The 18,324-nt window shown below is 64.9% G+C and carries 17 protein-coding genes and 1 tRNA gene; 4 read left to right on the plus strand and 14 right to left on the minus strand.

What is annotated here, in order from left to right; all coding sequences use genetic code 11:
- Nucleotides 1–230: 230 nt before the first annotated feature.
- The 5 genes from BKG76_RS02960 to rpmE all read right to left on the minus strand — a co-directional run bounded on the left by BKG76_RS02960 (nt 231) and on the right by rpmE (nt 4,385).
- Nucleotides 231–1,448: a glycosyltransferase family 4 protein gene (locus tag BKG76_RS02960; RefSeq protein WP_070935819.1), complete on the minus strand. Its 1,218-nt coding sequence runs from the start codon at nt 1,446–1,448 to the stop codon at nt 231–233.
- Nucleotides 1,449–1,463: 15 nt separating this feature from the next.
- Entirely contained in the window at nt 1,464–2,144 is a 681-nt protein-coding gene (locus BKG76_RS02965) for an L-threonylcarbamoyladenylate synthase (RefSeq protein ID WP_070935821.1), read from the minus strand.
- 9 nt (nt 2,145–2,153) lie between these two features.
- Nucleotides 2,154–2,996, minus strand: a complete 843-nt coding sequence (gene prmC, locus BKG76_RS02970; protein WP_070935823.1) for a peptide chain release factor N(5)-glutamine methyltransferase — start codon at nt 2,994–2,996, stop codon at nt 2,154–2,156.
- Nucleotides 2,996–4,066, minus strand: coding sequence for a peptide chain release factor 1 (gene prfA, locus BKG76_RS02975; protein WP_070935825.1), 1,071 nt, complete (start codon nt 4,064–4,066; stop codon nt 2,996–2,998). The genes prmC and prfA overlap by 1 nt, the downstream gene beginning before the upstream one ends.
- Nucleotides 4,067–4,160: 94 nt before the next feature.
- On the minus strand, nt 4,161–4,385 hold the full coding sequence (gene rpmE / locus BKG76_RS02980; protein WP_043077146.1) for a 50S ribosomal protein L31: 225 nt from the start codon (nt 4,383–4,385) through the stop codon (nt 4,161–4,163).
- Between the two features lie 253 nt (nt 4,386–4,638).
- Between rpmE and BKG76_RS02985 the strand changes: the two genes are divergently transcribed.
- Together BKG76_RS02985 and BKG76_RS02990 are read left to right on the plus strand one after the other, a co-directional pair.
- On the plus strand, nt 4,639–5,046 hold the full coding sequence (locus BKG76_RS02985; RefSeq protein ID WP_070935827.1) for a hypothetical protein: 408 nt from the start codon (nt 4,639–4,641) through the stop codon (nt 5,044–5,046).
- Between the two features lie 165 nt (nt 5,047–5,211).
- Nucleotides 5,212–5,427 carry a hypothetical protein gene (locus tag BKG76_RS02990; RefSeq protein WP_070935829.1) on the plus strand — a complete coding sequence of 72 codons (216 nt, stop codon included), beginning with the start codon at nt 5,212–5,214 and terminating at the stop codon, nt 5,425–5,427.
- 227 nt (nt 5,428–5,654) lie between these two features.
- On the opposite strand, the gene rho is transcribed toward BKG76_RS02990, so the two are convergent.
- The 6 genes from rho to argS all read right to left on the minus strand — a co-directional run bounded on the left by rho (nt 5,655) and on the right by argS (nt 14,375).
- Complete coding sequence (gene rho / locus BKG76_RS02995) at nt 5,655–7,595, minus strand: transcription termination factor Rho (RefSeq protein WP_070935831.1); 1,941 nt, start codon at nt 7,593–7,595, stop codon at nt 5,655–5,657.
- Between the two features lie 328 nt (nt 7,596–7,923).
- Nucleotides 7,924–8,943 carry a homoserine kinase gene (gene thrB, locus BKG76_RS03000; RefSeq protein WP_070935833.1) on the minus strand — a complete coding sequence of 340 codons (1,020 nt, stop codon included), beginning with the start codon at nt 8,941–8,943 and terminating at the stop codon, nt 7,924–7,926.
- The gene (gene thrC, locus BKG76_RS03005; RefSeq protein WP_043077152.1) at nt 8,940–10,007 is read right to left on the minus strand and encodes a threonine synthase; all 1,068 of its coding nucleotides are present in this window, start codon (nt 10,005–10,007) and stop codon (nt 8,940–8,942) included. Before thrC ends, thrB begins: the two co-directional genes overlap by 4 nt.
- Complete coding sequence (locus tag BKG76_RS03010; RefSeq protein ID WP_070935835.1) at nt 10,004–11,317, minus strand: homoserine dehydrogenase; 1,314 nt, start codon at nt 11,315–11,317, stop codon at nt 10,004–10,006. The genes thrC and BKG76_RS03010 overlap by 4 nt, the downstream gene beginning before the upstream one ends.
- On the minus strand, nt 11,314–12,726 hold the full coding sequence (gene lysA, locus BKG76_RS03015; RefSeq protein WP_070935837.1) for a diaminopimelate decarboxylase: 1,413 nt from the start codon (nt 12,724–12,726) through the stop codon (nt 11,314–11,316). Before lysA ends, BKG76_RS03010 begins: the two co-directional genes overlap by 4 nt.
- Complete coding sequence (argS, locus tag BKG76_RS03020; protein ID WP_070936825.1) at nt 12,723–14,375, minus strand: arginine--tRNA ligase; 1,653 nt, start codon at nt 14,373–14,375, stop codon at nt 12,723–12,725. The genes lysA and argS overlap by 4 nt, the downstream gene beginning before the upstream one ends.
- 121 nt (nt 14,376–14,496) lie before the next feature.
- Here argS and BKG76_RS03025 point away from each other — a divergent pair.
- Nucleotides 14,497–14,569 (plus strand) — tRNA-Arg (locus tag BKG76_RS03025).
- A 7-nt stretch (nt 14,570–14,576) separates the two neighbouring features.
- Here the strand turns inward: BKG76_RS03025 and BKG76_RS03030 are convergent.
- On the minus strand, nt 14,577–15,152 hold the full coding sequence (locus tag BKG76_RS03030) for a permease (RefSeq protein ID WP_070935839.1): 576 nt from the start codon (nt 15,150–15,152) through the stop codon (nt 14,577–14,579).
- Between the two features lie 23 nt (nt 15,153–15,175).
- Nucleotides 15,176–16,375, minus strand: coding sequence for an FAD-dependent monooxygenase (locus BKG76_RS03035; protein WP_070935841.1), 1,200 nt, complete (start codon nt 16,373–16,375; stop codon nt 15,176–15,178).
- Nucleotides 16,376–16,453: 78 nt separating this feature from the next.
- On the opposite strand from BKG76_RS03035, the gene BKG76_RS03040 reads away from it, so the two are divergent.
- Nucleotides 16,454–17,044, plus strand: a complete 591-nt coding sequence (locus tag BKG76_RS03040) for a TetR/AcrR family transcriptional regulator C-terminal domain-containing protein (protein ID WP_070935843.1) — start codon at nt 16,454–16,456, stop codon at nt 17,042–17,044.
- A 9-nt stretch (nt 17,045–17,053) separates the two neighbouring features.
- Here BKG76_RS03040 and BKG76_RS03045 read toward each other — a convergent pair whose 3' ends face one another.
- Nucleotides 17,054–18,271 carry an MFS transporter gene (locus tag BKG76_RS03045; protein WP_070935845.1) on the minus strand — a complete coding sequence of 406 codons (1,218 nt, stop codon included), beginning with the start codon at nt 18,269–18,271 and terminating at the stop codon, nt 17,054–17,056.
- Nucleotides 18,272–18,324 lie beyond the last annotated feature (53 nt).

Here is an 18,324-nt window from a genome sequence, read left to right on the forward strand (position 1 = left end):
GGCGGAACAAAAAAATGCGTTCGTCGGTTCCAGACCTTATAGGAGGTCTGAGGGCTCGCTGAACTCACCTCAATGGGCAGCTCCCTGTCGGTCAGTTGATCCGTCCGGTGGAGCCTGAAATGTCCAGAAAGACTTTCCAGAAATTCCGCCGATCCGGGGTGGCCGGCACCCGTGAGTTTTCGGGTATGGCAGAACCGTATCACATGGTAGAGACGGTTAATGCACCCCTACTACTTTTCGTCGTACACGACCGCTTCCGCCGCCGGACTCGAGTCCGGGGCGGTCACCAAGACCGGATCGGGGTCTTCACGACGTAGCAAGGGAATGACCGTCGCGACGATGGCGATACCGATCGCACCCACGACCACGGCGCCCGCGTAACGGGGTTCGAAGAAGATGGTGCTGGCGGCTCCGAAGGCGATGATCGCCACCCATAGATAGATGATCAGCACCGCCTTGCGATGCGAGTGACCGATCTGCAACAGCCGGTGATGCAGATGCATCTTGTCCGGGCTGAAGGGGCTGCGACCCGCGCGGGTGCGCCGGATGATGGCCAACAACGCGTCCAGCGCCGGCACCAGCAGCACCGCGATGACCAATAGGAACGGCGACAGCAGAACAAACATGTCCTTGGCGCCGTACGAGCTCTGTGAGATGGGGCCCGCCGCCGTCGTCGACGCCGCGGCCAGCATCAGGCCGATAAGCATCGACCCCGAGTCCCCCATGAAGATGCGGGCCCGGTGGAAGTTGTGCGGCAGGAACCCCAGACACGCCCCGGCCAGCACCACCGAGATCACCGCGGGCGGGTAGTAGAGGACGTCACCGCCGTGGCTGCGCAACAGTCCGATCGAGAAGATGCAGATGGCCGCCGCGGTGATGAGCCCCAGGCCGGCGGCAAGGCCGTCGAGACCGTCTACGAAATTCATCGCATTGACGATCGACACCGTCAACGCCAGCGTGACCAGGATGGAGGACATCTGGTCCAGAACAATCGTCCCCACCCCACCGAACGGGATGTAGATCATGCTCCAGGCCACGCCCATGGTGACCAGCACGCTGGCGGCGGTGACCTGACCCGCGAACTTGGTCAACGCGTCCAGGCCCCATTTATCGTCGATGAGGCCGACGACCATGATGATGCCGCCCGCGACGACGACGGCAGGCATACCCGAGGAATAGACGAAACCCCTTGTCAGGGCTGGCAGTTGCGAGGCCAGAAAGATTGCGGCACACACCCCGAAGTACATGCCGAGACCACCCATGCGCGGAGTCGGCTGCAGATGCACGTCACGCTCGCGCGGGTATGCCACCGCGCCCACTCGGGTTGCGAACATTCGCACTCCACCGGTGCAGAAGAACGTTGTGATGGCTGCGGTCAGCCCAACCAGGGCAAGTTCACGCAGAGGGACACCCGCGCCGCGATCGGCGAGGGCCAGCAGCTCACTCACGCATCCGACCGTACTTCACGATTCTGTGGGCTCCCCCGACTCGCCCAGCCCGCCGGGGCCGATCTCGCCGCCGATGACATTCACGATCTGTTCCCGGGTGATCGGTCCTTCCCGCACGATCAGCGGAACCGGCCCGGTGAGATCGACGATGGTCGAGGCGGCCCCCAGCTCGGCGGTACCGCCGTCCAGGTAGACCGCAACGTTGTCGTCCAACTGATCGCGGGCCTCGGCGGCGGTGAGTGCCGCGGGCCGGCCTGACACGTTCGCGCTGGACACCGCCATCGGGCCCACGGCGCGCAGCAGTTCGATGGCCACCGGATGCATGGGCATACGCAGCATGACGCTCCCCTGAGCGTCTCCCAGGTCCCAGGACAACGAGGGCGCGTGCCGCACGATGATGCTGAGTGGCCCGGGCCAGAATGCCTCGATGAGCTCGCGCGCGGCCGACGGAACCGCGAATACCAGTCCGTCGATGGTGTGCCATGAGCCGACGAGCACGCCGACGGGCATGTCGCGACCACGCCCCTTGGCGGCCAGCAGCGCCGTCACCGCGTTGGAATCAAATGCGTCACAACCCAACCCGTAGACAGTGTCGGTGGGCATGACCACCAGTTCACCTGCCTTAAGCGCACTCACCGCCGCGTCGATCCCCTCTTGGCGGGTCGCAGCGTCCTGGCAGTCGTAGACGACGGTCACGCGTCCAGTCTAGGACGCCGAGGTTTTCCGGCGAGCGGTGACGAATCTCGGCCGCCCCGCAAGGTCGTGCCGCTGCACAATCTCATCGAATAGGCCGCTGGCCGTGAACAACTCGCACGTGCCATCGCCATTGCTGTCATCGTGCTCAACGCCGATGACACCTCCCGGGGCCAGGAGACGACCCGCCGCGGTCACGATCGGCGCGATGATTGCCAGCCCATCAGCACCCGCGAAGAGTGCCAACGGCGGATCATGCTGTGCCACTTCGGGCTCCAGTTCGGCATCCTCGGGGATATAGGGCGGGTTGGCGACTATCAGATCGACCGTGCCGTTCAGGTCGGTCAGCAACTCGGGCGAGGTCGCGTCGGCCTGAATCACCTCGACCCGGGTGCCAACGGCGTTCCGCCGGGTGTAGGTCAGAGCGTCCTCATCGAGCTCGATCCCGATGACGCGAGCCGTCGGCTGATCGTGCGACAAGGCGATGGCGAGCGCCGCTGATCCGGCACACAGCTCCAGCACCGTCGCATTCGGCATCAATTCCGCTGCCGCCCATGCGTACAGCGACTCAGTCTCGGGGCGCGGAATGAACACCCCGGGACCCACGTGCACCTCGATCGGGCCAAAAGCGGCGGTTCCTATCAAGTGCTGCAAGGGAATTCGTTGGGCCCGCCGAGCCACCAGGTCGCGATATCTCTCAGCAAATTCCGGAGCACTCTCGGCGAACCGCAGCCGCATCCGCGAGACCCCGAGCAGATACGCCGCGAGCTCTTCGGCATCTACCAGCGGACTGGAAACTCCTGCCCGCGAGAGGGATTCGACCGCCTCGGCGATCAGTCCACGCAAGTGGCTCATCAGGCCTCCTGCAGCCTGGCCTTCCGGTCTGCCACCGCCAACGCGTCGAACAGCGCATCCAGATCGCCGTCGAGCACCTGGTCCAGGTTGTGGGCCTTGAATCCGACGCGGTGATCGGTGATGCGGTTCTCCGGGAAGTTGTAGGTGCGGATCCGCTCGCTGCGGTCCACGGTGCGGATCTGGCTGGCACGACCGGCCGACGCGTCGGCCTGTGCCTGCTCTTCGGCGAGAGCCTGCAGCCTCGCCGCCAGCACCTGCATGGCGCGCGCCTTGTTCTGCAGCTGCGAGCGCTCGTTCTGGCAGGTCACGACGATTCCCGTCGGCAGGTGCGTGATGCGGACCGCCGAGTCGGTGGTGTTGACGCCCTGCCCGCCCTTACCCGAGGAGCGGTAAACGTCGATGCGCAGATCCGATTCGTCGATCTGAATCTCTTCGACCTCTTCGGGTTCGGGGTAGACCAGCACGCCGGCCGCCGAGGTATGAACGCGCCCTTGGGATTCGGTGACGGGCACACGCTGCACGCGATGTACACCGCCCTCAAACTTCAGCCGTGACCAGACACCGTCGGCGCTGTCCCCCTTGCTGGCGATGGCCAGGGTCGCGTCCTTGTACCCACCGAGATCGGATTCGGTCTCGTCGAGAACCGTGACCTTCCAACCGTGCCGCTCGGCGTAACGGATGTACATCCGGGCCAGATCGGCAGCGAACAGCGCCGATTCCTCGCCGCCCTCGCCAGATTTCACCTCAAGGAGGATGTCGTCACCGTCATGAGGATCACGCGGGGCGAGCATGTCCGACAGTTGCGTCTCCAACTCGGCGATCAACGACTCCAACTCGGTCACCTCATCGGCGAACGACGGATCATCGGCCGAGAGCTCACGGGCGGTGCCCAGGTCGTCACGGGCACTGGCCAGCCTGCGATGGGTCGCGACGATCGGCGACAGCATCGCGAACCGCCGGCCGGCCTTGCGCGCAGCACCCGCGTCGGCGTGCAGCGCCGGGTCGGCCAGTTGCTTCTCCAGCTCAGCGTGCTCGGCCAGCATCGCGTCGATCAGCGGGGTCTCGCCCATGGACTGTCCTCCCAATGTTCAAACGCGTGGTCGTCATACAAAAAAACCGACGCCCGGACTGCACATAGGGCAGATCCGGGCGTCGGCAAGGAAGCTATTTGTCGGCTGCGGCCTTGCGCTTGCCGTAGCGAGCCTCGAACCGGGCGACACGGCCGCCGCTGTCCAGGATCTTCTGCTTACCCGTGTAGAACGGGTGGCACTGCGAGCAGACCTCGACCACGATGTGGCCACTGTCCTTGGTGCTGCGCGTCGTGAAGGTGTTTCCGCAGCCGCAGACCACGTTGGTCTCGACATAGTTGGGGTGAATACCCGATTTCATGGTGTTTCCTCTTCGTGTTTGTGGCCGCCGGGTCGCCTGCGTTACGACGTGAACCGGAACCCTTCAAAGGCTGAGAGGCCATTATGCCAGCTCAGTCACGTAGAACCTAAACGACGACCACCAGCGCGATATTCCGGGCCCACCGGAATCGACGGCCTCGCACCGCAGCATCTTCCCAGCATCATCGCAGCCGATAAATAGTTCGCATTCCTAACGTTCTAATCAGTCGGGACGAAGTGAAGGGAGTTTCGAGATGACCATCAAAAAAATGATCGCCAAGGGCGTACTAGTCGGCGCTCTGAGCTTCGGCGCCCTCGGCCTCGGCACCGGAGTCGCCAATGCGGCACCTCCGCCGCCACAACCCGCCGCGGTAAGCGCTGACCGGCATGACCCGGGCGGCGACCATCGGGGCAACCAGGGCGATTGGCGCGGGGGCGACCGCGTGGGCAACTGGAGAGGCGGCGACGATCACCGCTGGGACGGACAGCATCCCTGGGGTTGGGGCGCACCTCCGCCCCCGGTCTGGAACGGCCCACTGCCGCCGCCGGACGGCCCCCCACCCCCACCGTTCGACTACTGGGGCCAGACGGTGACACCCGCCTGGGATCCTGGATTTAACCAATGGGGATTCTGGTTCCTGGGCGTCTGGATACCGCTGTAACGAGCCGTTTTCGTGCGGGGGCCCGGCCCATGGGCACGTCCGGACCCCCGCATTCCCCGTAACGGACGCGTACGTTGGATGGTGGCGCGTGAAGTACGAATCAGTGCTGATCCGGAAAGCCGATTAGGGAAGCCGACGAGGAAATCCGATTCGGAAGGACAACGCATGAATATCAAGAGATTGATTGTCACCACCGCATCCGCAGCGGCCATGGGTTTGGCCACCTTCGCGGGAGCACAGGGTCTGGCCAACGCCGACCCCATCGGTCCCCCGCCACCACCGCCCATCCCCCAGGCCCCGCCCATCCCTGACGGGAATGGGGTACCGCCCATCCCCCAGGCTCCACCCATTCCTCAGATTCCGGCCATTCCGCAGCCGTGAGCCACGCCCGTACGCGGGCATGCAGCGGCCGTTGAGGGCTTCGGTTGAGCAGGGGCGAACCGCCGAGATAATCGGACGGAAGTCGCACGGGAATCCGAAAAGTCTTGTGCCAAGGGGCGATTGTCGCGCGTTGGCACTTGGGCGCCAAAGGCTACGACCGCCTGACCGCCACCTTGGCGAGACTGCGAGAGATCACCGATCTACATCGGTGATCTCTCGCTCTCGCTTTAGCTGTACTGCGGCTCGTCGGCGTTCATCCCGCCGGGTGCGGTCTTGGACACCTGGAGCAGGAATTCGTAGTTGGTCTTGGTCTTGCGCAGCTGGCTCATCAGCAGGTCAATGGCCTGATGCGAATCCAGACCCGAGAGCACGCGGCGCAGCTTGTGCACGATCGCGAACTCGTCACCGCTCATCAGCAGCTCGTCCTTGCGGGTACCCGACGGGTTCACGTCGACGGCCGGGAACACGCGGCGTTCGGCGATCTTGCGGTCGAGCTTGAGCTCGGCGTTGCCGGTGCCCTTGAACTCCTCGAAGATCACCGTGTCACCGGTGGAGCCCGTCTCGACCATCGCCGTGGCGATGATGGTCAGCGAGCCGCCGTGCTCGATATTGCGCGCCGCGCCCAGGAATCGCTTGGGCGGGTAGAGCGCGGTGGAGTCGACACCACCGGACAGGATGCGGCCCGAGGCCGGCGAGGCGTTGTTGTACGCGCGGCCCAGACGAGTGATCGAGTCCAGCAGCACCACGACGTCCTTACCCTGCTCGACAAGGCGCTTGGCGCGCTCGATGGCGAGCTCGGCCGCCTGAGTGTGGTCTGACGGCGGGCGATCGAACGTGGAGGCAATGACCTCACCCTTGACCGAACGCTGCATGTCGGTGACCTCTTCGGGCCGTTCGTCGACCAGCACCACCATCAGATGGCATTCGGGGTTGTTGGCCGAGATCGCGTTGGCGATGTTCTGCATGATCGTGGTCTTACCGGCCTTCGGCGGCGACACGATCAGCGCACGCTGACCCTTACCGATCGGCATGATCAGGTCGATCACACGAGTCGTCAGCTTCTCGGTGGTGGTCTCCAGCCGCAGCCGCTGGTTCGGGTACAGAGGAGTCAGCTTGGTGAAGTCGGGACGCTTCTTGGCGTCCTCGACCGGGCCACCGTTGACAGAGTCCAGACGCACCAGCGGGTTGAACTTCTGCCGCTGGTTCTGGCTCCCGGCGTCCGGATCACGAGGCACCCGCACCGCGCCGGTGATGGCGTCACCACGGCGCAACCCGTTCTTGCGGACCAGGTTCATCGAGACGTAGACGTCGTTGGGGCCGGCCAGGTAGCCGGAGGTACGAACGAACGCATAGTTGTCGAGCACGTCGAGAATTCCGGCCACCGGCTGCACGACGTCGTCCTCGCGCAGTTCGGTCTCGCCGCCCTCGTTGGTGGTGTTGCGATCGCGGCCGCGGCGGCGCTCACGGGTGCGACGTCCACGACGGCCGCGGCCGTCGCCGTCATCGCCGCGGTTGCCCTGGTTCTGGCTGTTGTCCTGGTTCTCCGAGTTTTGGTTCCCCGAGCCGCCTTCGCGCCCGGAGTTCTCGGCGTTGTCAGCGTTGTCGCGGGCGCCGTTCTGTTGCTTGCGTTCGCCCTCGGCCGACTGATTGTTCTGGTTCTGGTTGTTGTTCTGGTTGTTCTGGTTGCGACGGCGCTCGCCACGACCCTCGCGGGGCGCGGAGCCATTCTCGGCGCTCTTGCCCTCGGAATCCTGGGCGGAGTCCGCTGACGGCGCAGACTTCGGTGCCTCGGTAGGAAGATCGAGGGCAGTCTGGGCCGACTCGGACTGAGCCTGCTCCTTCGGGGCCGATTCCTTCGGGGCGGCCTCGGCCGGCGCCGAGGAGGCCTGCGGCTGTTGAGCCGCGGTCGACTGATTGTTGTTCTTCGGTGCGCCGAGCGCGCCCTGATGCTCACGGATGGCGGCGATCAAGTCGCCCTTACGCATTCCGGACGTGCCCTTGACGCCTACTTGGCTGGCCAGCGCACGCAGCTCCGGAAGCACCATCGTCGACAGCGCACCCAGTCCGTCACCCCGACGCTCCTTGGCGGAGCGATCGGATGAGGCTGCGGTGGGCGCCTCCGGAGTTTCCGGGGCGGCTTCGGTCACGATGAGGTCCGTATCGGTCACGGATTTCCTTTCCTTCCCCCGCCAAACATGGGGCGAGGGGTCTCACTTCGGCCAGTTAGGTTGCTGGCCGCGAAGTTCATGGTGCGGGCCCACAGAGATAGGGCCACGCGAGGTCCGGAGAAATGGCAGCTCACCATCGACCTTGCCCAATATCGCCGCCTGTCGGCGACAACTGAAAAATCAGGAAGAATTTGTGATCGTCCTCGTTCTCGGCGCAGGTGCGCAGAAGCTGCAATTGCTGGGACTGATACCGAGGATAACCCTCAGCCGAGCATCAAGCAACCAGCGCCCCCCGGCGAGTCCCCCGGCTCACCAGCCATAACGTCGGCTATCGAACCGACACGCCCGCCGAGACCGACATTGCCACAAGTGAGAAACCTTGGTCTTCAGCGTATTTCACCGCAGAATCGGGCAGATCACGCGTAGTCAGCGCCAACACCGCAGGCCCGGCACCCGAAAGAACCGCCGCGACGCCCTGGTTGCGCAGATACCTGAGGACCTCCGCCGACGCCGGCATCGCCGATGCGCGCTGCGGTTGATGCAGCCGATCCTCGGTAGCCGTCATCAGCAGATCCGGCCGCGCGGTCAGAGCGACGGTCAGTAGCGCCACCCGGCTAATGTTGAATCGTGCGTCTACATGCGTAACAGATTCGGGTAGCAATACGCGAGTCTGCGCGGTCGAGGACTGTTCTTGCGGAATCGCCGCAACAATTCTGATATCGGGGTGCACATCCAGGCGAGTGGCGGCGTAGACAGGGGTTGCGCCGGAGCTTCCCGGCCCTGGCCGGGAGTCTTCGCCCGCGCTGCTCAACCCGGCCCGATCGTCTTCGCGCGAGCTGCTCAACCCGGCCTGATTGTCTTCGCGCGAGCTGCTCATCCACGACACCACCGCACCCCCGAGCACGCTGGCCGCCGCATTGTCGGGATGCCCCTCGAACTCCGAGGCCAGCTGCACCAGCACGTCATCGGACAGCACGGGGCGCCCGGCCTTGGAGAGCAGCCCGTTCGCGGCCCCCAAGCCCGCAACGGCAGCCGCAGCCGATGAACCCAGACCGCGCGAGTGAGGAATCCTGTTGCGGCACTGGACGATCAGACCTGCGGCCGCCACTCCCCCGGCGGCGAGCCCGCGCTCGATCGCACGCACGACAAGATGGCTGCCATCGAGCGGAACCTCACCGGCGCCCTGACCTTCGACGGCCACCTTGAGGCCGGATTCGGTTGTGTTGACCTCAATCTCGTCATACAGGGACAGCGCGATGCCGAGGCTGTCGAACCCCGGCCCCAGGTTCGCACTCGACGCGGGCACCACAACGGTGGTGGCCAGCCCCGCGGGCAGGATGTCGTTCACGCCAGTTCCAGAGCCTCGGCGACCGCACTCGCCTGCACCGGGATGGGAGTCACCTCGGGCATTCCACTCAGCGCGTTGTCGGGATCCTTCAGCCCGTTCCCCGTCACGGTGCAGACCACGGTGGAACCCTTCGGTACCCAACCGTCGGCGACCGATTTCAGCAGGCCGGCGATGCTGGCCGCAGATGCCGGCTCCACGAACACACCCTCGCTGGAGGCGACCAGCCGATAGGCATTGAGGATTTCCTCGTCGGTGACAGCCAGGAACTTGCCGCCGGATTCCTGCTGCGCGGCAACCGCACCCGACCACGAGGCCGGCGATCCGATCCGGATGGCGGTGGCGATGGTCTCCGGGTTGGCGACGGGGGCCCCGTTCACCAGCGGCGCCGCACCGGCGGCCTGGGCGCCCAGCATTTTCGGCAACCGGTCCGAGAGACCGTCGCGGTAGTACTCGTTGTATCCGCGCCAGTACGCGGTGATGTTCCCCGCGTTACCGACCGGCAGCGCATGAATATCGGGGGCGGTGCCGAGGGCATCCATGATCTCGAAGGCTGCGGTCTTCTGTCCCTCGATGCGCACCGGGTTCACCGAGTTCACCAGCGCGATGGTCGGATAGTCCGCCGTGGTCTTGCGCGCCAGCTCCAGGCAGTCGTCAAAGTTGCCGTCTACCTGGATGATCCGGGCGCCGTGGATAACGGCCTGGGCCAGCTTGCCCATCGCGATCTTGCCCTGCGGGATCAGCACCGCGCAGGTGATGCCGGCCTTGGCGGCGTACGCGGCGGCCGAGGCCGAGGTATTTCCGGTCGAGGCGCACAGCACCGCCCGCTGGCCGCGAGCCAGCGCATCGGTCACGGCCATGGTCATGCCGCGGTCCTTGAACGAACCGGTGGGGTTCAGACCTTCGACCTTCAGGTGCACGGTGCAGCCGGTCAACTCGGACAACCGAGCTGCCGGAAGCAGCGGTGTACCGCCCTCGCGCAGGGTCACCGGCTGCCAGTTCTCTCCGATCGGCAGGCGATCCCGGTAGGCGGCAATAAGGCCAGGCCAAGGGGTGTGAACAGTCACTCTTGTGTTCCTTCCAGCCGGATGACGCTCGCGACACCCAGCACCACGTCCAGATCGGCAAGTGCGGCAACGGTTTCCGAGAGCGCCGCGTCGGTCGCCTTGTGGGTGACCACGACGAGCCGTGCGCCCGTCTCGTCAACCTCACCCTCCTGCCGAACGGTGGCGATGCTGACCTCGCGCTTGGAAAATTCCGCGGCGACGGTGGCGAGCACACCGGGCTTGTCGGCCACCCGCATCCGCACGTAATAGCGCGTCGGGATGAGACCGATCGGCGCGATGGGCAGCTTGGCATAGCGAGACGCGCGCGGGCCACGACCACCCTGCACCCGGTTGCGCGCCGCCATCACCAGATCGCCGAGCACCGCGGACGCGGTCGGTGCGCCGCCGGCACCCTGGCCGTAGAACATGAGTTCGCCGGCGGCCTCAGCCTCGACAAAGACGGCGTTGAACGCCCCGTTGACGCTTGCCAGCGGATGGGTCAACGGCACCAGCGCCGGGTAGACCCGGGCCGAAACTCGTTGATGTCCTTCGTTGTCCGTGAGCCGCTCGCAGATGGACAACAGCTTGATGGTGCACTGCAGAGCCCGCGCGGAATCGAAGTCGTCGGCGCTGATCTTCGTGATGCCCTCGCGGTACACATCGTCGGCGCTGACTCGGGTGTGGAAGGCGATCGACGCGAGAATCGCGGCCTTGGCGGCGGCGTCGTAGCCCTCTACATCCGCGGTCGGATCGGCCTCGGCGTATCCGAGCTCGCCCGCCTCGGCCAGTGCCGTGTCGTAACCGGCACCGGTGTTGTCCATGGCGGACAGGATGTAGTTGGTGGTGCCGTTGACGATTCCGGACACCCGGATCACCGAATCGCCGGCTAGGGACTGCGTCAGCGGGCGGATAACGGGGATCGCACCGGCCACGGCCGCCTCGAAATAGAGGTCAACCCTTGCCTTTTCGGCAGCCTCGGCGAGCTCACCGGCGGACTGCGCTAACAACGCTTTGTTGGCGGTCACCACCGACTTACCTGCGTTGAGCGCGCCCAAGATGCCGCGCCGCGCGGGCTCGACAGGACCCATGAGTTCGACGACGATGTCCACATCCTCGCGCGCGACCAGGGCGTCAATATCGTCGGTGAGCAGTTCCACCGGAACACCGCGGTCATCGGCCACACGGCGCACGCCGATACCCCGAATCTCCAGCGGGGCACCGATTCGGGCAGCGAGGTCACTTGCGCTGCCTTCGATGATGCGCGCTACCTCACTACCGACATTGCCCAGGCCCAGGATCGCTACGCCTATGGGACGACCGGAATCGCTCATTCACTTACCTCCAAACTCACCAAATCCTCGACAGTCTCACGCCGCAGAATCAATCGCGCCTTTCCGTCCTTCACGGCGATGACCGCCGGACGGGTCAGCAGGTTGTACCGGCTGGACATCGAGTAGCAGTACGCACCGGTCGCGGCGACCGCAACCAGATCGCCCGGGGCCACATCTTCAGGCAGCCATGCGTCCCGGACCACGATATCGCCGCTTTCGCAGTGCTTTCCGACCACTCGGGACAGCACCGGCGCGACATCGCTATCGCGGGAAACAAGCTGCGGGTGATACTCGGCCTGATACAGCGAGGTGCGAATGTTGTCGCTCATCCCGCCGTCGACGCTCACGTAGCGCCGCTGACCGTTCGAGAGAATCACGTCCTTGGCGGTGCCCACGCGATACAGCGTGACGGTGCCGGGGCCGGCGATGGCACGGCCCGGCTCGATCACCAAACGCGGCTCGGGCAGACCGGCGAGCGCCGACTCGGTGCGCACGATGACACCGAGCTTGGCGGCCAGGTCCTCGATGGGCGGCGGGTCGTCGGAGGGCACATAGCTGATGCCGAGGCCGCCACCGAGATCGATGATCTTGAGCTGGGCGGTCTTCTCGGTTCCGAACTCGGCGACCACATCACGCAGCAGTCCGATCACCCGGTGCGCAGCGACCTCGAACCCGTCGACATCGAAGATCTGCGAGCCGATGTGGCTGTGCAATCCGACGAGTCGCAGGTTGTCGGTGGCGAAGACGCGCCGCACAGCCTCCAGTGCCTGCCCGCCCGCGAGCGACAACCCGAACTTCTGGTCCTCGTGTGCGGTGGAAATGAACTCGTGGGTGTGCGCCTCGACGCCGACGGTGACCCGCACCAGAACGTCTTGCACCACACCGGCCTGGCCTGCGATGGCATCCAGGCGGTCGATCTCGATCATCGAGTCGACGACGATGTGCCCGACACCCGCCTCAACCGCGAGTGCGAGCTCTGCCTCGGATTTGTTGTTGCCGTGCAGTGCGATTCGCTCCGGCGGAAAATCGGCCCGCAGTGCGACGGCCAGCTCTCCGGCCGAGCAGACGTCCAGGCCAAGCCCTTCGTCCTTGATCCAGCGTGCGATCTCGGTGCACAGGAACGCCTTCGACGCGTAATGCACGCGCGCGGCGCCACCGAACGCCGCCGCCATGTCGCGGCAGCGCGACCGGAAATCGTCTTCGTCGATGACGAACAGCGGAGTGCCGTACTGCTCGGCGAGCGACGAGACGGGCAAGCCCGCGAGGGTAACCTCACCGTCGGCGCCCCGGGAAGCATTGCGGGGCCATACATTCGGCGCTAATTCAGTCGGGTTGACCGGTGGTGAAGTGGCCATGGCGGTGTGTTGTTCCCCTTCTGCGTGGCGGGGGCCTGCCGGGTGTGCGCTCACATCCGCTCCGGTGCGCTCACGCCGAGAATGTCCAGGCCGTTGGCAATGACTTGGCGAGTGGCCAGGCACAGCGCGAGCCGTGCCTGGTTGAGGGGTCCGGGCGTCTCGTCTCCCTGCGGAAGCACCCGGCACGAATCGTAGAACCGGTGGTAATCACCGGCGATGTCTTCCAAATACCGCGCGACGCGGTGTGGTTCGCGGAGCACCGCGGCGTTCTGCAGAATCCTTCCGAACTCGCCGAGACCCCGGATCAGCGCACCCTCCTTCTCATGGGTGAGCAGTTCGAGATGATCGACCGAGTGCTGCAGGCCGAGATCGGCGGCGTTGCGCGCCAGTGCGCAGAGCCGCGCGTGGGCGTATTGGACGTAGTAGACCGGGTTCTCACTCGAAGCGGAGGCCCATAGCTCCAGGTCGATGTCGATCGAGGTGTCCACCGAGGACCGGATCAACGCGTAGCGGGCGGCGTCGACTCCGATGGCGTCGACCAGGTCGTCGAGGGTGATGACGGTGCCCGCGCGCTTGGACATCCGGACCGGCTGGCCGTCGCGCACCAGGTTGACCATCTGACCGATGAGCACCTCGACGCTGTCGGCGTCGTAACCCAGGGCCGCCGCAACGGCTTTCAGCCGCGCGATGTATCCGTGGTGATCGGCGCCGAGCATGTAGATACACAGGTCGAAACCGCGCTCGCGCTTATCGAGGTAGTAGGCGATGTCACCGGCGATATAGGCGGGGTTGCCGTCGCTCTTGATGACGACGCGGTCCTTGTCGTCACCGAAGTTGCTCGACCGCAGCCAGGACGCACCGTCCTTCTCGTAGATGTTGCCGGTCTTACGCAGCTGCGCGATGGCCTCCTGCACCCGGCCGGAGGTATGCATTGAGTCCTCGTGGGTGAAAACGTCGAAGTCCGTACCGAATTCGTGCAGCGACTCTTTGATGTGCGTGAACATCAGATCCACGCCGATCGCACGGAACACCTCGGCCTTCTCGTCGTCGGGCAGCGAGAGCGCTTCGGGACGCTGGGCCAGGACCTGCTTGGCGATGTCGGCGATGTAGTCGCCGGCGTACCCATCCTCGGGTGCTTCCTTGCCCTCGGACGAGGCGATGAGCGAGCGGACAAAACGGTCGATCTGCGCGCCGTGGTCGTTGAAGTAGTACTCGCGGGTGACCTTGGCTCCTTGACGGGTCAGCAGGCGCCCCAGCGCATCCCCCACAGCGGCCCAGCGGGTACCGCCGATGTGAATGGGCCCCGTCGGGTTGGCCGAGACGAATTCCAGGTTGATGGTGTGCGTGCCCTGCGCCTCGGAATTACCGTAGGTCTCCCCCGCCTCCAGGATGTTCGCGACGATGGTGCCCTGCGCGTCCGCGGCGATCCGCAGGTTCACGAACCCGGGTCCGGCGATCTCGGCGGCGGCGATGGCCTCATTGGAGGTAAGGGCCTCGGCGAGCCAGGTCGCGAGGTCGCGAGGGGTGACGCCGACCTTCTTGGCGACCTGCAGGGCCACGTTGGTGGCATAGTCGCCGTGCTCGGGATTACGGGGCCGCTCAACGGTCACGGTAGCCGGTATCGCCGACGTGTCCAGACCTCGCTCGTCCAGCACCGTGGTAGCGGTGGAACGTAGCAGGTCGGCGAGGTCGGCGGGAGTCACGGCGATCATCCTATGGGCTGGGGTATCCAGGCCCCGAATCCTTTACCCGCGACCGAAACGGTGTTCGGGGTGCGCGTCTGGATGCGCTAGGCTGTCCCAGCTAGTCTTACCAAGCCCTGACGCCCTCGTAGCTCAGGGGATAGAGCGTCTGCCTCCGGAGCAGAAGGCCGCAGGTTCGATTCCTGCCGAGGGCACACACGATCATTCTGTCGCGGTATCAACCGCCGCGGCGGCAGCGTCTCGGACCTGCTGCTTCTCGGATTTCACTCGCCGCCGCCACTTGCGCACGACGAAGAACGTGATGACCAGGAAGATCAACAGCGCCACGGTCGCCCCGATGGCCGTCGCTCCCCGGAATCCGGGTGCTTCGACATCCAGAACTCGCTCGCCGGCGTGGGCGGAATTGCTGGTCCCGAGCACAATCGTCAATGTCATCAGGTTCGGTATCGCCACAATGACGGCCAGCAACGTCAATACCCCCGCAAAGAATTTCCCGCCACGGCGACCACGCAGCAGAAACGCCCACAGCGCGAGCAACAGCGGAATTCCGGTGCATAACAGGCCGAGGGTGAGCCCGCTGCCAATCCCCTTGGTGAAACTGCCGTGGCCGGACATGTCGGCGATACGTTGCGCCCACCACCGCGGAATGAAGGCCGACAGCGCGAAGTACACAGCCACCAGCGCCAGCAGCAATCCGATGCCGGCGAAAACACGTCCACGCCACCTGACCCAGAGAGATTCTTTGCCCGCAACTTTTGCTTCGCCGCTTCCAGCCATGCCGAAAGGCTATTCGAACAAAACTACTTTCGTGCGCGGGAAGACGGATTGCCACAAGCCGCTCGCACGGCGGCCAGCGTGCGGTCACGAAGAACACCGGATTCTCTGTCGGCCACGAGTTGCGTGTCCGACGAGATGCCGTCTACGTCATCGGACTGGATGAACCAGCCCAGAGATGCCCGTGCGAGTTCCTGGCTCAGCTCGGTCATATCGCGGATTCGTGCCTCATACCGCGCGAAGGCTTTCCGGTGATCATCGGGATGACATGAGAGTTCGTCGGCCAGAACGGCTGCACCCACGACAGCCAGGGTTGCCCCCATCCCAGAGAGCAGCGAAGGTCCGTAGGCGGCGTCCCCGACAAGGGCCACCCGGCCCCGGTACGGACTGGCGAGCGATACCTGCGCAATGGCATCGAAATAGAAGTCATCGCACGCCTGCATGGCCTCGAGCAGCTCCGCGGCGCGCCAGCCCATGCCGTCAAACGTACGGTTGATCCAACACCGCTGCGCCGCCACGTCTGCGCGGTCGTAGGCACATTGGGCTGACTCGAAAAACAGTCCGATCACCAGCTCTTGGCTCTGGTGCACGGTGTAGCACCCGAGGGTGCGCCCCGGGCGGTTGAACAACAACCCGGCATTGTGCAGGCCGAGAATGTTGTCGGTGGTGAAATGCGCCTGATAGCAGCCAAGATGGCGAACGAACTCGGTCTCGGGCCCAAAAGCCAGTGCGCGTGTGCGTGAATGCAGTCCGTCTGCTCCGATGACGAGGTCGAAATCGCCGCGTCTGCCGCTGTCGAATGTGACGCCGACACCATCACCCCGGTCGTCGAGCGATCGAATCGAATCGCCAAAGCGGTATTCGACACCGGCTTGAGCGGCGCCGAACAACACGGCATTGAGTTCTGTTCGCAGCAGCTCGATCTCACCACCGATTACCTCCGGCGCCATGGTGAAGACACGTTTGCCCGACGAATCGATACGGAAGAACTCACCCAATTGCGTCGCGCGCGCTTCCAACTCAACGAGCACACCCATCTCGGCCATGACCTCGACGGCGGGGCCGCGCAGATCGACAGCATTTCCGGCCTGGCGTAAACCCGCGGACCGTTCCACCACCGTCGGTCGCAGGCCCGCGCGAGCCAGCCGATAGGCCAGCACCGTGCCTGCGATGCCGGCACCACAGATCAGCACGGTGCCCACGTTATCCCTTCGAGTTAGCCGCATAACCACAGGTTAAAAGCATACTTGACCATTGGTCAAGTATGCTTGTTGCTATCGTGCTCGCGAGTCAGGAAGGACGCAATGGCACGTCTGGACAGAGCAGCAGTGCTGACGGGCGCATGGACCTACATCGAGATCCACGGCGTGGACGCACTCACGATGCGCAAGCTCGCGGCCTCGCTCGGGGTAAACCACGGCACGCTGTACTGGCATGTCGAGAACAAACACGCCTTGATCGACGCACTCGCCGATGATCTTTTGGCAGGCGTCGCAGATGACCCACACAGCAACGCAGTCGGCATAGAGCGACTCGCCGAACTGGCACACCGCCTACGCGCGGCCCTACTGGCGCATCGAGATGGCGCGCGAATTCTTGCGGGAACCTTTGTCCGCGAATCACATACGCTGGCCTTCGGCGAGGCCGCAATCGGAGCCGCCCTCAGCGCGGGTGTGCCCGAGCGGGATGCGGTACTGCTGGCCTTCTCTGTGCAGTATTACGTCACCGGGTTTGCGATCGAAGAACAGGCCGCCCAACAACTCGAGTACGGCCCAAAGCGGACCGACATCGACGAGGCACGTTTCCCGCTAGTTAAGGCTGGACTAGATACCCTTCGAAACACCGCACACGACAAGCAATTTGACTACGGCCTAGGACGGCTTCTGAGAACTTAGCCCACCCGGTCAGGCGGTGGCCACAGTCCTGAACCGGGCATACAGCAGCGACAGCCCGAGTACGACGAGCCCCGCCACGGCCAACGCGGCACCGACCAGCGACGGAGCCCGATAGCCATATCCGGCGGTGATGACCAGACCGCCGAGCCCGGCTCCGCCGGCATTGGCGATGTTGAGCGCCGAGTGATTCAGTGCGGCGGCCAGCGTCTGCGCGTCATCGGCCACATCCATGAGCCGCGTCTGCAGAGCGGGCACCAGCGACGTTCCCGCGACCCCCACGGCGAACACCAGCGCCAGTGCGGCCCAGGGATTTCTGGATACTGCTGCGAAAATCACCAGCATCACAGCGACCAGTACCAGGCCGATGGTGATGGCCCTGACCACACTGCGGTCTGCCATCCAGCCGCCCAGCACATTTCCGGTGACCATGCCGATTCCGTACAGCGACAGCGCGAGCGGAACGAGAGCCTTGGGCAGTCCGGAGACGCTGGTGAGGGTGGTGCTGATGTAGGTGTAGAAGGCGAACATGCCACCGAAGCCCACGACGCCGATGAGCAGGGTGAACCACACCTGCACGCGGCGCAACGCACCCAGCTCGGTCAACGGATTGGTGATCTTCATATCCGTCAGCCCCGGTAGGAACCGCAATAGTGCCGCGATGGTGATGGCACCGATGACTGCGACGACGGCGAAGGCCGAACGCCAACCGACCGTGTTGCCGAGCCACGTCGCCACCGGAACACCTATCACGTTGGCCACCGACAGGCCGAGCATCGTCTGCCCCACTGCCTTGGCGCGTTCGCCGGGGCCGGCCAGGTGTGCCGCCACCAGGGCCGCCACGCCGAAATACGCGCCATGCGGTAACCCGGCGATGAATCTGGACACCATGAGCGCGGTGTATCCCGGCGCGAAGACGGTGGCCGCGTTGCCGATCGTGAACGCGATCATGAGTGCGATGAGCAGTGTCCGGCGCGAGGCACGGGCGGTGAGCGCCGCGATGACCGGCGCGCCGACGACGACACCGAGCGCATAGGCACTGATGACATGGCCCGCCTCCGGCTCGGTGACGTGGAGGCCGTGGGCGATATTGGGCAATAGTCCCATTGCCACGAATTCTGTTGTCCCGATCCCGAATCCACCGATGGCCAGCGCGACAATCGCGCCGCGGCGTGCGCGCGGCGATACGGGCGGCTCGGGCTGCACGCGAGAGTCGACAACGGCCGTCATGAGATGTGGGCTCCTGTGCGGTATGCGGCTTGATGCTGCGTGCTGGACACGCG

The organism is Mycobacteroides franklinii, assembly GCF_001853795.1.
GTDB classification, from domain to species: Bacteria; Actinomycetota; Actinomycetes; order Mycobacteriales; family Mycobacteriaceae; genus Mycobacterium; species Mycobacterium franklinii.